16 protein-coding genes are annotated in these 17283 nt (G+C 56.7%); 4 read left to right on the forward strand and 12 right to left on the reverse strand.

Translation table 11 applies throughout. The annotated features are described in order from the left end of the window. Positions 1-83: 83 nt before the first annotated feature. From DCO47_RS19100 to DCO47_RS19110, 3 genes are all read right to left on the reverse strand, one after another. Positions 84-1055, reverse strand: coding sequence for a thymidylate synthase (locus DCO47_RS19100; protein WP_116658681.1), 972 nt, complete (start codon positions 1053-1055; stop codon positions 84-86). A gap of 50 nt (positions 1056-1105) precedes the next feature. Continuing rightward, on the reverse strand, positions 1106-1921 hold the full coding sequence (lgt, locus tag DCO47_RS19105) for a prolipoprotein diacylglyceryl transferase (protein ID WP_016772683.1): 816 nt from the start codon (positions 1919-1921) through the stop codon (positions 1106-1108). A gap of 79 nt (positions 1922-2000) precedes the next feature. Then, positions 2001-2783, reverse strand: a complete 783-nt coding sequence (locus tag DCO47_RS19110) for a sulfite exporter TauE/SafE family protein (protein WP_042606524.1) — start codon at positions 2781-2783, stop codon at positions 2001-2003. A gap of 130 nt (positions 2784-2913) precedes the next feature. Between DCO47_RS19110 and DCO47_RS19115 the strand changes: the two genes are divergently transcribed. Beyond that, a complete protein-coding gene (locus DCO47_RS19115) occupies positions 2914-3660 on the forward strand; it encodes an NRDE family protein (RefSeq protein WP_116658682.1) in 747 nt (248 codons plus the stop codon). Between the two features lie 193 nt (positions 3661-3853). Here the strand turns inward: DCO47_RS19115 and ptsP are convergent, their stop codons facing one another. Next, the gene (ptsP, locus tag DCO47_RS19120; protein ID WP_064364717.1) at positions 3854-6133 is read right to left on the reverse strand and encodes a phosphoenolpyruvate--protein phosphotransferase; all 2280 of its coding nucleotides are present in this window, start codon (positions 6131-6133) and stop codon (positions 3854-3856) included. 22 nt (positions 6134-6155) lie between these two features. Further along, positions 6156-6635, reverse strand: coding sequence for an RNA pyrophosphohydrolase (locus tag DCO47_RS19125; protein ID WP_003229203.1), 480 nt, complete (start codon positions 6633-6635; stop codon positions 6156-6158). 143 nt (positions 6636-6778) lie between these two features. On the opposite strand from DCO47_RS19125, the gene DCO47_RS19130 reads away from it, so the two are divergent. After that, entirely contained in the window at positions 6779-7435 is a 657-nt protein-coding gene (locus tag DCO47_RS19130) for an HAD family phosphatase (protein ID WP_065615098.1), read from the forward strand. Positions 7436-7529: 94 nt separating this feature from the next. Here the strand turns inward: DCO47_RS19130 and DCO47_RS19135 are convergent, their stop codons facing one another. Further along, on the reverse strand, positions 7530-7943 hold the full coding sequence (locus DCO47_RS19135; protein WP_083353780.1) for a DUF2269 family protein: 414 nt from the start codon (positions 7941-7943) through the stop codon (positions 7530-7532). A gap of 41 nt (positions 7944-7984) precedes the next feature. Further along, a complete protein-coding gene (ilvA, locus tag DCO47_RS19140) occupies positions 7985-9499 on the reverse strand; it encodes a threonine ammonia-lyase, biosynthetic (RefSeq protein WP_116658683.1) in 1515 nt (504 codons plus the stop codon). A 147-nt stretch (positions 9500-9646) separates the two neighbouring features. Between ilvA and rpiA the strand changes: the two genes are divergently transcribed. After that, positions 9647-10321: a ribose-5-phosphate isomerase RpiA gene (gene rpiA, locus DCO47_RS19145; RefSeq protein ID WP_116658684.1), complete on the forward strand. Its 675-nt coding sequence runs from the start codon at positions 9647-9649 to the stop codon at positions 10319-10321. A gap of 436 nt (positions 10322-10757) precedes the next feature. Beyond that, positions 10758-11240 carry a hypothetical protein gene (locus DCO47_RS26945; protein ID WP_133247413.1) on the forward strand — a complete coding sequence of 161 codons (483 nt, stop codon included), beginning with the start codon at positions 10758-10760 and terminating at the stop codon, positions 11238-11240. A 107-nt stretch (positions 11241-11347) separates the two neighbouring features. Here the strand turns inward: DCO47_RS26945 and DCO47_RS19155 are convergent, their stop codons facing one another. The 5 genes from DCO47_RS19155 to DCO47_RS19175 form a co-directional block, all read right to left on the reverse strand. Continuing rightward, positions 11348-12418: a DNA cytosine methyltransferase gene (locus DCO47_RS19155; RefSeq protein WP_116658686.1), complete on the reverse strand. Its 1071-nt coding sequence runs from the start codon at positions 12416-12418 to the stop codon at positions 11348-11350. 95 nt (positions 12419-12513) lie between these two features. Then, complete coding sequence (locus DCO47_RS19160) at positions 12514-13494, reverse strand: O-methyltransferase (protein ID WP_116658687.1); 981 nt, start codon at positions 13492-13494, stop codon at positions 12514-12516. Beyond that, entirely contained in the window at positions 13494-14885 is a 1392-nt protein-coding gene (locus DCO47_RS19165; protein ID WP_116658688.1) for an ATP-binding protein, read from the reverse strand. The genes DCO47_RS19160 and DCO47_RS19165 overlap by 1 nt, the downstream gene beginning before the upstream one ends. A gap of 239 nt (positions 14886-15124) precedes the next feature. Further along, the gene (locus DCO47_RS19170) at positions 15125-16045 is read right to left on the reverse strand and encodes an SdiA-regulated domain-containing protein (RefSeq protein WP_116658689.1); all 921 of its coding nucleotides are present in this window, start codon (positions 16043-16045) and stop codon (positions 15125-15127) included. 117 nt (positions 16046-16162) lie between these two features. Beyond that, positions 16163-17086 (reverse strand): SdiA-regulated domain-containing protein, encoded by a 924-nt coding sequence (locus tag DCO47_RS19175; protein ID WP_116658690.1) that lies wholly within the window; start codon positions 17084-17086, stop codon positions 16163-16165. Positions 17087-17283 lie beyond the last annotated feature (197 nt).

Here is a 17283-nt window from a genome sequence, read left to right on the forward strand (position 1 = left end):
CTGCGATCTTTTGATCTTGTAAACAGCAAGATCAAAAGATCGCAGCCTTCGGCAGCTCCTACAGAGGGGGCCTGCGTAGTGGTTCAGACCGCCATCGGCGCGGTCATTGGCGGATGGTGCTCGTAGCCTTCCAGCGAGAAGTCGCTCGGCTCGACCAGTTCCAGCCACTCCGGTTGATACACACCGGTCTTGGCAAACTCCGGCACGCGATCGGAGATCTTCAGTTTGGGCATGGCAAACGGCTCGCGCCTGAGCTGTTCGTTGAGCATGTCCAAGTGGTTTTCGTAGACGTGGGCATCACCGATGAAATAGGTGAACCAGCGCGGCGTGTAACCGGTCAGGCGGCCGATCAGGCTCAGCAGTGCGGCGCCTTCGGTGAGGTTGAACGGCGTACCCAGACCCAGATCGTTGGAGCGGATGTACAGGGTCAGCGAGATCTCTTTGGTCTCCACGTTCGGGTGGAACTGGTACAGCAGATGGCACGGCGGCAGGGCCATTTCATCGAGCTGGGCGACGTTCCAGCCGTGGAACAGGATGCGCCGGCTGCCCGGATCCTTGATGATCGTGTCGACGCACTGGCGCACCTGATCGATCGCCTTGTACAGCACGACGTAAGCCTGGCCGTCTTCTTCGCCCTGAGCGATCTGCTTGTAGCCGTTGCTCAAGGTTTGCTCGATGGCGGCGGTGTTGCTCAGCGGGATCTGCTTGTACGCCGGCCATTTGCGCCATTGCACCCCGTAGATTTCGCCGAGGTCGTCGTCGCCCTGACGGAACGGGTTGGCTAGCCACTGCGCGTTTTCGTTGGCGTTCTGGTCCCAGACCTTGCAGCCCAGCGCGCGGAATTCAGCGGCGTTGTTCACGCCACGCAGAAAACCGCACATCTCGCCGATGGCCGATTTGAAGGCCATTTTGCGCGTGGTGATCGCCGGAAAACCTTCCTGCAGATCGAAACGCAGCATCGCCCCTGGGAAACTGATGGTGTTGATGCCGGTGCGGTTGGCCTGTTTACTGCCGTTCTGGATGACGTGCGAGACCAGTTCGAGATATTGCTTCATGAGTTACCTGTGTCCTTTGAGCCCCGGCGTCGCGCGCCGGGGATCGTAGTTTAAGCCGTCGGCGCGAGCGGCGCTGCCGGGGCGCGACGATAGGCCAGCCAGATCAGCAACAGCCCGCCGACGATCATCGGCACGCAGAGCACTTGGCCCATGGTCAGCCAGTTCCACGCCAGGTAGCCCAACTGCGCGTCCGGCACGCGGACGAATTCGACGATGAAACGGAAGATGCCATAGAACAGCGCGAACATGCCCGAGACCGCCATGGTCGGGCGCGGTTTGCGCGAGAAAATCCACAGGATCAGGAACAGCGCCACGCCTTCGAGGGCGAACTGATACAGCTGCGATGGATGGCGCGGCAACTGCGCCGGATCGCTGAACGGCGGGAACACCATGGCCCATGGCACGTCGGTGGCCTTGCCCCACAGCTCGGCGTTGATGAAGTTGCCGATGCGCCCGGCGCCCAGACCGATCGGCACCATCGGCGCGACGAAGTCCATCAACTGGAAGAACGACTTGCCATTGCGCTTGCCGAACCACAGGGCCGCGAGCATCACGCCGATGAATCCGCCGTGGAACGACATGCCGCCCTTCCACACTTCGAAAATCAGCGTCGGATTGGCCAGGTACGCGCTCAGGTCGTAGAACAGCACGTAACCCAGACGGCCGCCGACGATCACGCCCATCGATAGCCAGAACACCAGATCGGAGAGCTTCTCCTTGGTCCAGGTCGGGTCGAAGCGGTTGAGCCGGCGCGACGCCAACAGCCAGGCGCCGCCGATGCCGATCAGGTACATCAGACCGTACCAGTGGATTTTCAGCGGACCGATGGCCAGGGCCACCGGGTCGATCTGCGGGTAAGGCAGCATTGCGACTCCTTGTTAGAGTTGAAAGCGAAATTCCCGGGTGACGCTGCCACCTCAGGATTAAGCCAGGATTGCCACGCGGTCAGAGCAGAAAGCTCAAACCCACGCAGAACAGCAAAGCGGCGAACAGCCTTTTCAGCAAGCGCGGCGACAACCTGTGCGCCAGACGCGCGCCGAGCCGGGCGAATACCATGCTGGTCAGGGCGATGCCCAACAATGCCGGCAAATACACAAAACCGAGACTATGGGCCGGCAGCAACGGATCGTGCCACCCCAGAATCATGAAACTTGACGCACTCGCCAAAGCGATCGGCAGGCCACAGGCCGACGAGGTCGCCACGGCCTGCTGCATCGGCACGCTGCGCCAGGTCAGAAACGGCACGGTCAGCGAGCCGCCGCCAATACCGAAAATCGCCGAGGCCCAGCCAATCACCGTACCGGCCGCAGTCAGACCGAGCTTGCCCGGCACCGTTCGGCTGGCCTTGGGTTTGACGTCCAGCGCCAATTGCACGGCGATCACCAGAGCAAACACGCCGATGATCTTTTGCAGGTTCGGCCCCGAGATCGCTTCCGCGGTCAGCGCACCGAAACCGGCACCGAGCAGAATGCCCACGGTCATCCAGCGGAAAATCGCCCAACGTACCGCGCCACGGCGGTGATGTTCACGCACGGCGTTGATCGAGGTGAAGATGATCGTCGCCAGCGACGTACCCACCGCCAGATGCGTGAGAATCGACTGATCGAAGCCTTGCAGGGTAAAGCTGAACACCAGCACCGGGACGATGATGATCCCGCCGCCGACGCCAAACAGCCCGGCGAGCACGCCCGCGCAGGCGCCGAGCGCCAGGTAGAGCAGAAATTCCATGACCGTCTCCAGCACGCGTCGGCAAAACAGGACCGGCATGGTAACGGATGTGCAGCCTTCTGCTCCACTGGCGATGGATGCACGGACGCCGGATGCGTAGAGTGGGCAAAAAACACACAAGGACCACCTTATGTGCCTGATTGTTTTCGCCTGGCGCCCGGGCCATGCCCAGCCGCTGATCGTCGCGGCCAACCGCGACGAGTTCTACGCCCGCCCCAGCCTGCCATTGGCGCCGTGGCCGGAGGCGCCGCAGGTGCATGCCGGGCGCGATCTTGAGGCCGGCGGCACCTGGCTGGGGATCGGCGCCAACGGACGCTTCGCCGCACTGACCAATATTCGCGACCCGCAGCAGCCGCCCGCGACCAAATCCCGGGGCGAGCTGGTGGCACGCTTTCTCACGGGTGATCTTTCTATTGATGACTATTTGAGCGATGTAGTGGATCGTGCGGCGGAGTACGCCGGGTTCAACCTGCTGCTGGGCAATACCCATGAGCTTTGGCATTTCAATGCACGGGCGTCCGAGCCGGTGATGCTCCAGCCCGGGGTTTATGGGCTATCCAATGCCGGGCTGGACACGCCGTGGCCAAAACTGCTCAAGGCCAGGGCGGCGTTGAGCGCAGTGCTGGACGATCCGCAGCCTGAACGATTGCTGGCGCTGTTGAGCGATGCGCAGCCCGCACCAGAGGCCGAGTTGCCGGATACCGGGGTGGGCATGGCGACGGAGTCATTGTTGTCGAGCGTGTTTATTGCCAGCCAGAGTTACGGCACGCGGGCGAGTACGGCGTTGGTTGTGCAGGCGGACGGGACGCGGCGGATGGTGGAGCGCAGTTTTGGGCCGTATGGCGGTCATCTTGGTGAAGTGGATATCTGCGTTTGAAGCTCACCCTCACCCCAGCCCTCTCCCGGAGGGAGAGGGGGCCGACCGAGGTGTCTTGCGGTATACATCGACCTGAAAGAACAATTCGATTATGGATTCAGCAAAGCTCTTTCAGGTCGACGGAGTTCTGCAGCATCCCCCGATCAGTCCCCTCTCCCTCCGGGAGAGGGCTAGGGTGAGGGGCCTTTGATCTTTAGAGAGCCTTGTTCACCACAGGCGAATTCATTTTCGCCAATCCGAGATTCTTCAGCGCCAATTGCAGCGAGCTGTGGATAACCTGCGGGTTATCGATCTTCATCAGCTCCGCCAGCATCTCCTGCGCCTTGCTCAGGTTCACCTGGCGCAACATCCACTTCACCTTCGGCAGGTTGGTGGCGTTCATCGACAGACTGTCGAAGCCCATCGCCATCAACAGCACTGCTGCGGCCGGATCACCGGCCATCTCGCCGCAGATGCTCACCGGTTTGCCTTCGGCGTGCGCATCGGTGACCACAGTTTGCAGCGCTTGCAGCACTGCCGGGTGCAGGTAGTCGTAGAGGTCGGCGACGCGCGGGTTGTTGCGATCGACCGCCAGCAGATACTGGGTCAGGTCGTTGGAGCCGACCGAGAGGAAGTCGACCATCCGCGCCAGTTCCTTGGTCTGGTACACCGCTGCCGGGATTTCGATCATCACGCCGATCGGCGGCATCGGCACGTCGGTGCCTTCGTCGCGCACCTCGCCCCAGGCACGGTGGATCAGGTGCAGGGCTTCTTCGAGTTCATGGGTGCCGGAGATCATCGGCAGCAGAATCCGCAGGTTGTTCAGGCCTTCGCTGGCCTTGAGCATCGCGCGGGTCTGCACCAGGAAGATTTCCGGGTGGTCAAGGGTGACGCGAATACCGCGCCAGCCGAGGAACGGGTTGTCTTCCTTGATCGGGAAGTACGACAGCGACTTGTCACCGCCGATGTCGAGGCTGCGCATGGTCACCGGTTGCGGGTGGAACGCGGCGAGCTGTTCGCGGTAGATCGCCAGCTGTTCCTTCTCGCTCGGGAAGCGCTGGTTGATCATGAACGGCACTTCGGTGCGGTACAGACCGACTCCCTCGGCGCCGCGCTTCTGCGCCCGCGCCACATCGGCGAGCAGGCCGGTGTTGACCCACAGCGGCATGCGGTGACCATCGAGGGTCACGCACGGCAGGTCGCGCAGGGTGTCGAGGCCCAGCGCCAGTTGTTTCTCTTCTTCGACGACTTCGGCGAACTGCTTGCGCAGCACTTCGCTGGGGTTGGTGTAGACCTCGCCACGGGTGCCGTCGACGATCATTTCGATGCCGTCGACCTTGGCGTACGGCAGGTCGACCAGACCCATGACGGTCGGAATGCCCATGGCCCGGGCCAGAATCGCAACGTGGGAGTTACCCGAACCGAGTACCGACACCAGGCCGACCAGCGTGCCTTCCGGCACCTCGCCGAGCATCGCCGGCGTCAGTTCTTCGCTGACCAGGATGGTTTTTTCCGGGTAGACCAGGTTCTGCTGGCGCTCTTCCTGCAGATAGGCGAGCAGACGGCGACCAAGGTCTTTGACGTCCGACGCACGCTCACGCAGGTAAGCGTCGTCCATCAATTCGAAGCGGTTGACGTGTTCCGTGACCACCTGACGCAGCGCGCCCTGGGCCCATTGGCCAGTCTTGATCACGGTGGTGATTTCGCTGCCCAGCGAGGCATCGTCGAGCATCATCAGGTAGACGTCGAACAGCGCACGCTCTTCCGGGCGCAGCTGGGTCGCCAGTTTGGCGGACAACGCGCGCATGTCGGCGCGCACGCCTTCGATGGCGGTCTTGAACAGCGCCAGCTCAGCATTGATGTCGGTGATGGTCTTGTCCGGCACCACGTCCAGGTCCGCCGGCGGCAGCATGACCACGGCGGTACCGACAGCAGCACCCGGCGAGCCCGGCACGCCGACGAACTTGGCTTCCTGAATGCCCTTGCCCTGCCGGCCCAGACCACGGATCGAACCGGTGGCCTCGGCATGGGCGATAACGCCGGCGAGCTGCGCGCTCATGGTCACGAGGAAGGCTTCTTCACCTTCGTCGAACTGGCGGCGCTCTTTCTGTTGGATGACCAACACGCCGACGACGCGGCGGTGGTGAATGATCGGAGCACCGAGGAACGAGGCGTAACGCTCTTCACCGGTCTCGGCGAAGTAGCGGTAGCGCGGGTGAACCGAGGCGTTTTCGAGGTTCAGGGGTTCTTCACGCGTGCCGACCAGACCGACCAGACCCTCGTTGGGGGCCATGCTGACCTTGCCGATCGAGCGCTTGTTCAAGCCCTCGGTGGCCATCAGGACGAAGCGATTGGTTTCCGGGTCAAGCAGGTAGACCGAGCAGACCTGGCTGCCCATGGCCTCTTTGACGCGCAACACAATAATCCCCAACGCCGCCTTGAGATCCTTGGCGGAGTTAACTTCCTGGACGATCTTGCGCAGCGTATTGAGCATGGCTCGGGGTCGAACTCCGTCGTCAGTCGCGCGCTAAAAGGCGCGGGGCAAGCTCTTTGAGGGCGCGTCGATACACCTCGCGCTTGAATGTCACCACCTGGCCCAACGGATACCAATAGCTGACCCAGCGCCAGCCATCGAACTCCGGTTTACCGGTCAGATCCATCCGCACCCGCTGCTCGTTGGAGATCAGGCGCAGGAGGAACCATTTCTGTTTCTGGCCGATGCACAGCGGTTGGCTGTGGGTACGCACCAGGCGTTGCGGCAAACGATAGCGCAACCAGCCTCGGGTACAGGCCAGTATTTCAACATCTTCACGTTCCAGGCCAACTTCTTCGTTCAGCTCGCGGTACAAGGCGTCTTCCGGCGTCTCCTCGGGGTTGATCCCCCCTTGCGGAAACTGCCAGGCGTCCTGATTGATACGGCGAGCCCATAGCACCTGGCCGGCGTCATTCGTCAGAATGATCCCGACATTGGGGCGGAAACCATCGGGGTCGATCACGGCAACAACCTCGCAAACGCATGTCGCCGCATTGTTCCACAAAGCTTGATCAGGCGGCAACGAAGGTTCCTACCTTATGTGCACTCTTGTGAAAAGACCGTATTCTTGTCGCCTTTTTACTGACTTTTCAGCGGGTAACTGCAATGCGCCTGGCTCTATTCGATTTGGACAATACCCTTCTGGGCGGCGACAGCGATCACGCTTGGGGCGATTATCTGTGCGAGCGCGGCTTCCTCGACCCGATCGCCTACAAGGCGCGCAATGACGAGTTCTATCAGGATTACCTGGCCGGCAAGCTGGACAACGCCGCGTACCTGAACTTCTGCCTGGAGATTCTTGGCCGCACGGAAATGTCTGTGCTTGACGCCTGGCACAGTGATTACATGCGCGACTGCATCGAGCCGATCGTCCTGCCCAAGGCTCTGGATCTGCTGAAAAAGCACCGCGATGCCGGCGACAAACTGGTGATCATCACCGCCACCAACCGTTTCGTCACGGCGCCGATCGCCGTGCGTCTGGGCGTAGAAACCCTGATCGCCACCGAATGCGAGATGGTTGATGGCCGCTACAGCGGGCGCAGCACCGATATCCCATGCTTCCGTGAAGGCAAGGTCACGCGCCTGAATCGGTGGCTGGAGGAGACTGGTTATTCGCTGGAGGGCAGCTATTTCTATAGCGACTCGATGAATGATCTGCCATTGCTGGAGCAGGTGGCGAATCCGGTGGCGGTGGATCCGGATCCGAATTTGCGTGCTGAAGCCGAAAAACGCGGCTGGCCGGTAATTTCGTTGCGCGGTTGATATTGCTATCGCGAGCAGGCTCACTCCTACATTTGGAATGCGTTCCCTGTAGGAGTGAGCCTGCTCGCGAATGGCCGCAACTCGGTCGCAAACCTTAAACCGGCTTGGCCCCCATCAACGCCGCTATGGCGACAAACCCGACGCCGCTGACAATCGCCAGCGCCAGATTGAATGTGCGGTTACCCCGCCCGGTTGTCCAGAGCCGATCCAGCCGAACCAGCAGCCAGACCGCACTGAGCGTGGCCACGGCATAGATCACGCTGGATCCCAGAATCCACAATTGTCCCAAGGGCCAGCCAATCAGGTGCACCAGCCACCAGCCGGTGAACGGCATGCTGAGCATGCCGATCAGCATCAGGCACCAGATGAACAGCCACGGCCGGCGCATCGTGCTGGCCGGGCCTTCGCTGCGATTGCGCCAGGTCAGGAAGGCCAGCCCCAGCCCACTCGCGAGGATGACCACGGTCGCTGCGACGTGAAGGACTTTCAGGGTGGTCAGGGTTTCCATGTCGTTCTCTTCCGTAGGTCCATGCCCATCAGCGTAGCCGCTCAGCCGAGAAACAGCTGATAGGCCGGATTGTCGCTTTCGTCCCAGTACGGGTAGCCGATTTCCGCCAGCGCCGCGGGCACCAGATGACGCTCGTCATGGGGCACTTGCAGGCCGGCGACCACACGGCCGTCCGCCGCGCCGTGGTTGCGGTAGTGGAACATCGAGATGTTCCAGCGCCCGCCGAGCTTGTTGAGGAAGTTGAACAGCGCGCCCGGCCGTTCCGGGAATTCGAAGCGCAGCACCACTTCATCGACCACCTGCGCGGCGCGGCCACCGACCATGTGGCGGATGTGCAGCTTGGCCAGTTCATTGTCGGTCAGGTCGATAACCGGGAAACCCTGCTCGGTCAGGCTCGCCAGCAAGGCGCTGCGCGGGTCGTTGTCAGGATGGGTCTGCACGCCGACAAAGATGTGCGCTTCGCTGCCGGTGTTGTAGCGGTAATTGAACTCGGTGATCTGGCGCTTGCCGATGGCTTCACAGAACGCCTTGAAGCTGCCGGCCTGCTCGGGAATGGTCACGGCGATGATCGCCTCGCGACCTTCGCCCAGCTCGGCGCGCTCGGCAACGTGGCGCAAGCGGTCGAAGTTGACGTTGGCGCCAGAGTCGATGGCGACGAATGTCTGACCGCTGACGCCGCGCTGCTCGACGTATTTCTTGATCCCGGCCACGCCCAGCGCGCCGGCAGGCTCGGTGATCGAACGGGTATCGTCGTAGATATCCTTGATTGCCGCGCAGATCTCGTCGGTGCTGACAGTGATCACTTCATCGACGTAATCCTTGCAGATATCAAAGGTATGCTGGCCGATCTGTGCCACCGCCACACCGTCGGCGAAGATCCCCACGGTCGGCAGGACCACGCGCTCGCCCGCTGCCATCGCGGCCTGCAGACAATTGGAATCGTCCGGCTCGACGCCAATCACCTTGATGTCGGGCCGCAGGTATTTCACGTACGCCGCGATACCGGCGATCAGCCCGCCGCCGCCGACCGGGACGAAAATCGCGTCCAGCGGCTGCGGGTGCTGACGGAGAATTTCCATGGCCACGGTGCCCTGCCCGGCAATGGTGTGGGGATCGTCGTACGGATGGATGTAGACGTAGCCTTTTTCATCAACCAGTTTCAGCGAATAGGCCAGCGCTTCCGGGAACGAGTCGCCGTGCAGCACCACTTTGCCGCCGCGCGAACGCACGCCTTCGACTTTGATTTCCGGGGTGGTCTTGGGCATGACGATGGTGGCTTTGACGCCCAGCACTTTCGCCGCCAGGGCCAGACCCTGCGCATGATTGCCCGCCGAGGCGGTGACCACGCCACGGGCGCGTTCTTCATCGCTCAGTTGGGTCAACTTGTTGTAGGCGCCGCGAATCTTGAACGAGAACACCGGCTGCAAGTCTTCGCGCTTGAGCCAGATGTCGTTGCCCAGCCGCTCGGAGAGCTGGCGAGCGTTCTGCAGCGGGGTTTCTACGGCAACGTCATAAACGCGCGAGGTGAGGATCTTTTTGACGTACTGTTCGAGCATCGGAAAGCATCACTGAGCGGGTTGGGCAGGGCCAAGGAGTCTAACCCGGCTTTCGGGCGCACGACCACACGAATCCAGAGGTTTTAGCCACGCTTGCGGCTATAATGCCGGCCTTTCTGCCCACCCCTTGCCCGCTTCGGAGCCCGCATGACCCAGGATCAACTCAAACAGGCCGTGGCCCAGGCCGCCGTCGACTTCATCCTGCCGAAACTCGACGACAAGAGCATCGTCGGCGTCGGCACCGGCTCCACCGCCAACTGCTTCATCGATGCCCTGGCCCAGCACAAGGGCGCGTTCGATGGTGCGGTCGCCAGCTCCGAAGCCACCGCCGCGCGCCTCAAGGGCCACGGGATTCCGGTGTATGAGCTGAACACTGTCAGCGATCTGGAGTTCTACGTCGACGGCGCCGATGAAAGCGACGCACACCTGAACCTGATCAAGGGCGGCGGCGCGGCCCTGACCCGCGAGAAGATCGTTGCCGCCGTGGCCAAGACCTTCATCTGCATCGCCGACGCCAGCAAACTGGTGCCGGTGCTCGGTGAGTTCCCGCTGCCGGTGGAAGTGATCCCGATGGCCCGCAGCCACGTTGCCCGCCAACTGGTCAAACTCGGCGGCGACCCGGTGTACCGCGAAGGCGTGCTGACCGACAACGGCAATATCATCCTCGACGTGTTCAATCTGCAGATCACCAACCCGGTGGAACTGGAAGCGCAGATCAACGCCATCGTCGGCGTGGTCACCAACGGCCTGTTCGCCGCACGCCCGGCGGATCTGTTGTTGCTGGGGACCAGTGAGGGTGTGAAGACCCTGATTTCCGATTGAACTAGGTTCAACTCGATACCTTTTTAGGAGCAAATCTTCGGTAATTACACCTATATCTATCGGAACACGAAGCAACCTTTATTACTGGCTATAAGATTAGCTTTTCATCGGCGTGCTTCGGGTGCTTTTTTCGAATAACACTTAGTCACAAGCCCCGATGCATAGCCCGTGGATCATTACTCTAAAACCTGCCGAGTATTTGCTTACCACTTAAATTAATCCAATGCTAAGCGGCTCAAACCAGATTGATCGAACAGGTGTTCTGGATTTTGCGCCGAAGCATAATTTTTTCAGAAGCCCATACAAACCGAGCCCCGGCCATATCTGAAAAAAAATGACATACGCGCCATCCCGAAACTATAACTTAAAAGATGAAAGATTATTTATGTCAGAACAACGAGGACGACCGATGTATACATCACGAGCGAGACAGGTATTGAAAGATGTTGAATTTATAAGAGAAAAACTTGAGAACGAAACTTCAACAACTGAGTGGCGACTTAACTGGATAACAGCCGTAGTGCTTGTACGCGCCGTTGGACATGTACTCAGCAAAGTAGATGGGGCAACCACACCATCTGTACGAGAACTAGCGAATAAGCTTCACAAGGAATGGAAAGCTGGAGATGGAGATAATGAAATTTTTGTGAAATTCATTGAAGAAGAGCGCAATAACATCCTCAAAGAATACGAACTTGGCGTTTCTGAAGGCCCCGTCCCCATAGTTGCAATAATGCAAAACTCGCTCACTGGAGAGCTTTTTGAGCAACGAGCCCTTATTGACGAAAACATCTATAGACCAATGCTGGGCGGATACTATGAAGGAGAGGATGGCAGAACGCTTTTGGATGAGTCAGTTATCTGGTGGAAGATACAACTGGACAAAATCGACAACTTAATCGAAACGAGGCCCTATTGAACAGACACCATGTGACATCTTGACACAAAGCCCAAGATGTCAAGTTTTCCATTTATCTTTAAGCGCTCTTTGCACTACATCCACTCTACAACCTAAATCTTTAGCATCTACAACATCTCATTATCAGATGGCCCTTTGAGAAAGTTGCGTATATTTCTTAACAAGGCCTCGGCGATTATTGGTGAGACACTATTCCCAATCATTCGACAACTATGCCAAACCGTAGAATGGAAAATAAAATCGTCCGGAAAGCCTTGAAGCCTGGCACACTCTCGCGGAGTGATTACTCGATTTTCAACAGGGTGCAATGGCCTAACTGCTTGGTAAGATCCTCTATCGCTTCCCGTACCAGCTCGCAAAGTTGGGCAAAGGCCGGCCCATGATAATCTCTTATATTTTCCAACCGGATCCACTCCACCTTGCGGAACTAACGCAAAGCGCTCCAAAGTAGAGGGCTTGTGCTCTGTCAATTGGTGCCCGGTAAACTGACCAGAAGATGAGCGCATTTTTTGAGCATAAGGAGAAACGACAGAGTCACTCCCATAACGCCATAAGTCAGTCGCTCCCGCTACAGCAGAAGCCACTGTCAAATCTTTTATAGCATCTTCAACCGACACACGATATGCATCAGATTCAACAAGATCGTTCAGAGTGGGAACGCGCATCTTTCGCTTATCAAAACCGAATACAAAAACGCGCCGTCGTTTTGTAGGGGCTCCAAAGTCCGAAGCGTCTAGAATTATAGGACCGATAATTTCCCAACTGCTACCGAGCGAGTTGATAGCAGCATCTAATACTGGTCTGTTATTTGGAAAGACCAGACCTGGTACATTCTCCATCAAAAAAAAAGCTGGCTTCACGGTAGACACGATGCGGAAAAATTCACCGAGGAGTGAGCGACGAGGATCGTCCGCAAGGCCTTTGCCCATACCGCTAAAAGCTTGGCAAGGGGGCCCACCAACGACACCACTCACACCATTGGGGAGCAGGGCTTTCAGCCGGGCGCTGTTTAAAGAAGCTACATCAGCAGCCAAAAAAGGGGTGGCCGGAAAATTAGCACCGAAAGAACTGGACAAGATGGGATCAATGTCAACTGCAAGCTCGGTGACAAAACCGGCCATTTTCGAGCCCAAAGTAAGGCCACCGCAGCCGCTGAATAGGTCTAGAAGGGTCAGCATAGGGTCATCCGTTAAGAGGACCCCATTGTACCTCAGCGAAGCTGTTGTGTCGATCGGCGATGGGGAGCCTAGTACGACTAGCCCCCCCCCATCGCTCACACCACAACCCTCGAATACCATGGAAACATGCGATAGAAAGAAATGAAATTACCCATCTCGTTGCGAGCGGTAGGCTCATCCTGTCCAACATAATACTTAAGATCGTCAATAATTTGCTGCGCAGAAGCACCTGGTAGCAACGACTCAACATGCACCCTCTCTCGTAACGATAAAACAGGAACACTAATTGATTGTGGTTTTCCCGTGCAATCACTATAGAACGGCCAACTGCGAAGTCTTGTTTTCTCATAAAATGCTTCACGCTCGCTAGCGTTTAGCAACGTGCCGCAAAAAGTGAGCATCTGTTGACCATCACTGTATACAAATGAGGCAAGAGGCTCGAGAACCAAGCTAGAATCTCCGGCCAACCCATGCTTTGCGGCATTTATGATAGATTTAAGCAGCAACTCTGGAAAGTTCTTTGTATTTACATCGTTTGGTTGGATATCAGCGGGAGCGTAGTCTCCAAGTCGAACTTTCGCCTCCTCAGCTCTACGCTTTAATATCTCTGCCTTGGCATCTGCATGACCTAGCGATACTGGACTAGCATTAACTGTTATTTTGAATACATCGCCATGGCTAAGCCTTTCCACCAACTGCTGCACCTCAGCAAGCTGCTCGCTTATCTGAGTAGTTGCATAGTCAAACCAAACAATCAAATTTTCCACACCATCAAAATCGTAAGACTCAAGAAACTCAGAGCTACTTTCATTTCGTAAAGCAATACAAGATGCCGGCCTATTGAATTTCTGCCTTGAGAAAACGTTGTAGTCCATCTCAAGAGATACCATGTTTGAAATTCTAAGCGAAGAGTGAAGATGCTTGAAATCCTCTAAGAACGGCCCTCCAAACCCAATATATTGAAAATCTGAGATATTAAAAAATCTTCCGATCCTAGATAAAAGATCTACAAAAAGATTTCTTTCTATAGCTTTATTTTGGCGAAGATGATAGGGAATATTGCCGCCAGCACTCATTACTTAATCCCCTTCAGTATCTCATCAAAGCAAAAACCTCCGATATCGCCGGGTGCACAATCAGGATCGTCAAAATAGTGATCGCCGAGCGCCCTTATATCAGACAAGGGGCGAGAGAACCTTAGAAATCGATATTCTAAATTCTTTTCAGGCACAGGAAGGACTGGCTTAAACTTACTACCTTTAATAGCACTCTTACGATCTTGCGACCACTTGTCCTTTGGAACCATATCCGCAATGCTTCTCGTAGTAGAGGCAACAGCTGGAACTGCGAGTTCCGGCCTATCAGGCGATGGAACTTTCCATTTATTTGTATAGGTAGTAAAAAGCTTCATCCCTTCACGCATAAACTCTTTAACCGATAAATAAATATCGGAGTTTCCGTCAATACCCCTTTTTGTGGTTGTTATAGGAAGCATCGCTGCGTCATTTGCCTTGAAGTTTACAACTCCTGCAATTGAAACAAATTGGGTGTGATACTGAGGCACACCTGCCTCACCCCAGCCAGTCACCTTTGTTTTGTCGGCATATAGCACTACTCGATCATTGCAGATGATAGTCCAGCCTGCTTGCTCAGTCGATGGCCGACCTGCCAATGACTCCTCTTGCTCTTCGTCAGTAGGCAAGTTTCGATAGAAGCCGACGACAAGTTCAATACTAACTCCGTTCAGCTCACCGGTATATATGTAAGGTGCGATACCTTCACCGGAGTCAAATGATGCCTGACTTAGGATAAATGAGGAGCCAATCGGGGCGACTTTCTTGTTATTAACGTAGACATCGAATCCTTTAAGGATGATATTGCCATAGTATGCAGATATCGATCTTATTAAATCATTTTCGAATGCTGTTTCATCAGAAAAAAGCCTTGAGACTCCAGCATAAAGCTCGGTAACAGAAACGGTTACCCCCGTTTTTGCTTCCCCTCTTTCTACTTCGGTAATTGGCAGAACCCAAGTTGAGTCATCCTCGATCCAGCTAGAAGAGATATTGACATGATATGAACATTCATCTGTAACCGAAGACACGACAGCTTCACGACCCATTTTGAAAATAGCTCGTTTCATACCAATGCCGTAAACTCCTACGGTAGGCAAGTCTTTATCTGTTTCTCTATCGGGGCGGCCCAAGCGAAATGCACGCTCGAGCGCTACCCCCCTTGGGATCCCGCCACAATTGTCCGCAATTTTAAAGCCATCTTTATTGAACGTGATTCTTGCTTCATAACCTGCGTATGGCAAAGGATCGCCAAGAGACTCACTTTTTTCGCGCATGACCCCGTCAATGCAATTGTCTAGGAGGTCGAGTAATGAATCCTTCAACTCGATGTCTCTAGTAAGCATTTCAACAAAGAAGCGTTTAGCTGGATATGCTTTAACTTCGTCTACCATAAAATCCTTTTCCTGAGTTGAGAAATTTCACATAAGAATGGCACACCGCCACTACTTTGCGCATCATTTTTTATGTCCCGACCATCTCCTCTCCCTCTGAAACCGCTCTCATCGCACCTAAAACGATGCCAAAAATGCTTCTGCAACCCTGATCAAATGATGATTTTTTGGATCGGTGACTTTACATTCCAATGGGTATAGAACGCGTTATCCATCGGTTCGATTCAACTGTTGGGACATTAATCATAGCTGTTAAGCTTCCTGAAGACGTAAAACAGGTTCGGCTCGCTCACCAGATACAACGTCCCGTCATCGTCCATCGCAATCCCCTCGGCTTGCGGCACGGTTTTCTGCAAGCCCTGGCGTCCGCCGCTGATCGACATGGTGCTCAACGGGCGGCCGTCGACATCCAGTTCGATAATCAAGCGCGACTCGTCCGACAGCGCCAGCAAGTGCCCGCTGCGTTCGTCGTACTGCAGACTCGACAGGTCACGCACGAACATCCCGGCATCGCGCTTGGGGTTGTTGATCACGTGTACGGCGTAGGTCTTGTCCGGTTTGAAATGCGGAAAACCGTGGACCTCATAGATCAGCATGGGGTCGCGTTCTTTCGCCACGAACAGGCGTTTGCCCACCGAGTCGTAAGCCAGCCCCTCGAAACCCTTGTTGCTGGCCATGTGCACGCCCAAGGTCATCTGCTCGGCATCTTCGGCGTCAAGGAACGTGGTGTCGGCGTCGAGGTGGATCTTGATCAGGCGCTGCTGGCGCTCGTCGGTGATGACGTAGGTGTCGGCACTGATGTATTCGACCGCTTCAGGATCGCCGAACCCGACCAAAGCAATGCGCCGCAGGATCTTGCCTTCCAGCGACAGTTCGATCAGTTCGGAATTCTTGTTGGTCACGGTGAACAGGCTTTTGCGCACCGGATCGTAGGTCAGCGCCGAAACGTCATCGTCGAGCCCGTCGATTGGCCGCGCTTCGATCGTCACCCGATATTGATCCAGACCGATCGCCTCGCTGCTCAACGGCTGCCACAGGGTGTGCAGGTTGAACCAGGCGCGCTCGAACAGGCGCAGGTACTGGCCGATCGCGAGCAACGCGATCAGAGCAATCATCAACAGGACAAGAATCAACGGTTTGGGACGGGCAAGTCGACGCATTCAGGCAGGCTCGGGTTCAAGACAGGCCGATGAAATATCACGCCCGTCTGAATTGAAGCTTAATGGCCAGTTGCCTGCCAGGACAACCACACGATTCCGCGTTTGTCGTAGGGAAAATTACCTGTGCTTCTCGAAGCGATAAAACAGGTTCGGCTCGCTGACCATGTACAGCGTGCCGTCTTCGTCCATGGTCAGGCCTTCGGCGCGGGGAATGGTGTCTTTCAGACCGTTGAAATTGCCGAGCAAGGTCATGAAGCTGACTTGCTCGCCACGCTCGTCCAGTTCCAGCAACAGGTGCGAATCGGCCGACAACACCAGTAGATGGCCAGTGCGCGGATCGATCGCCAGCGCCGAGAGATTGCGAATGTCGAGCTCGTCACTGGCCAGCTTCTGCTTGTCGCCGATCAGGGTCTGACTGCCATCGCTCTTCCAGGTGAACAGCGCTGGCGGGCGTTCTTCACCCAGCACAAGCTGATGATTGCGCGGATCCCAGGTGATGGCTTCAAAGGCCTTGTTCTGGTCTTTCGACGGCCCGAGGTCGTATTTCGGGAAGTCGGCAATGTTCAGCTCGCGGGTACCGGCGTCGACCTTGACGATCGACAACGTGTGCTGGCGCTCATCGACAATTGCCATCAGGCCGTTTTCCATGACCGTCAGACCTTCGGGATTGCTCCAGCCCACCAGCGGCATCTTGCGCAGCACCTCGCCCTGCAGGGTCAGCTCAGCGAGGAACGGATTTTTGCCCATCACCGAAAACAGGGTTTTGGTCTGCGGGTTGTAAGCCAGGTCGGAAGCTTCGTCCTTCTCCATGCCCGGCAACGGTTTGGCGTCGATCACCACCTGATAGTCCGGCAGCCACACGCTCTCCTTCTGCTCGGCCTTGCTCTCGAAGCGCTCCAGCACCCACAGCACACCACGATCATCCCAGTGCATGGCAAACGCCAGCCCATAAGCCGCCACGATGGCCAGCAACAGCCAGACATACCAGCGCAGAGCGAAGCGGGAACGATGGGTGGTTTTTTGCTGAGTTTGAGATGACATCAAAGGACGCGTTCCGTAAATTCAGGCCAAGGGTAATAGCACAAAGAGGCCGGCTGAGACGCCGCAATCGCGGAAATTATCCAGAGACGATGTGAAAAAAACGGGAAATGGCGGGATTGGCGTGTGCGATATCAGCAGCAACGCAAAACGAATGTAGGAGTGAGCCTGCTCGCGATAGCGGTTTATCAGTCGAGATA

This window comes from Pseudomonas sp. NDM (assembly GCF_003105095.1).
GTDB lineage: Bacteria > Pseudomonadota > Gammaproteobacteria > Pseudomonadales > Pseudomonadaceae > Aquipseudomonas > Aquipseudomonas moraviensis_A.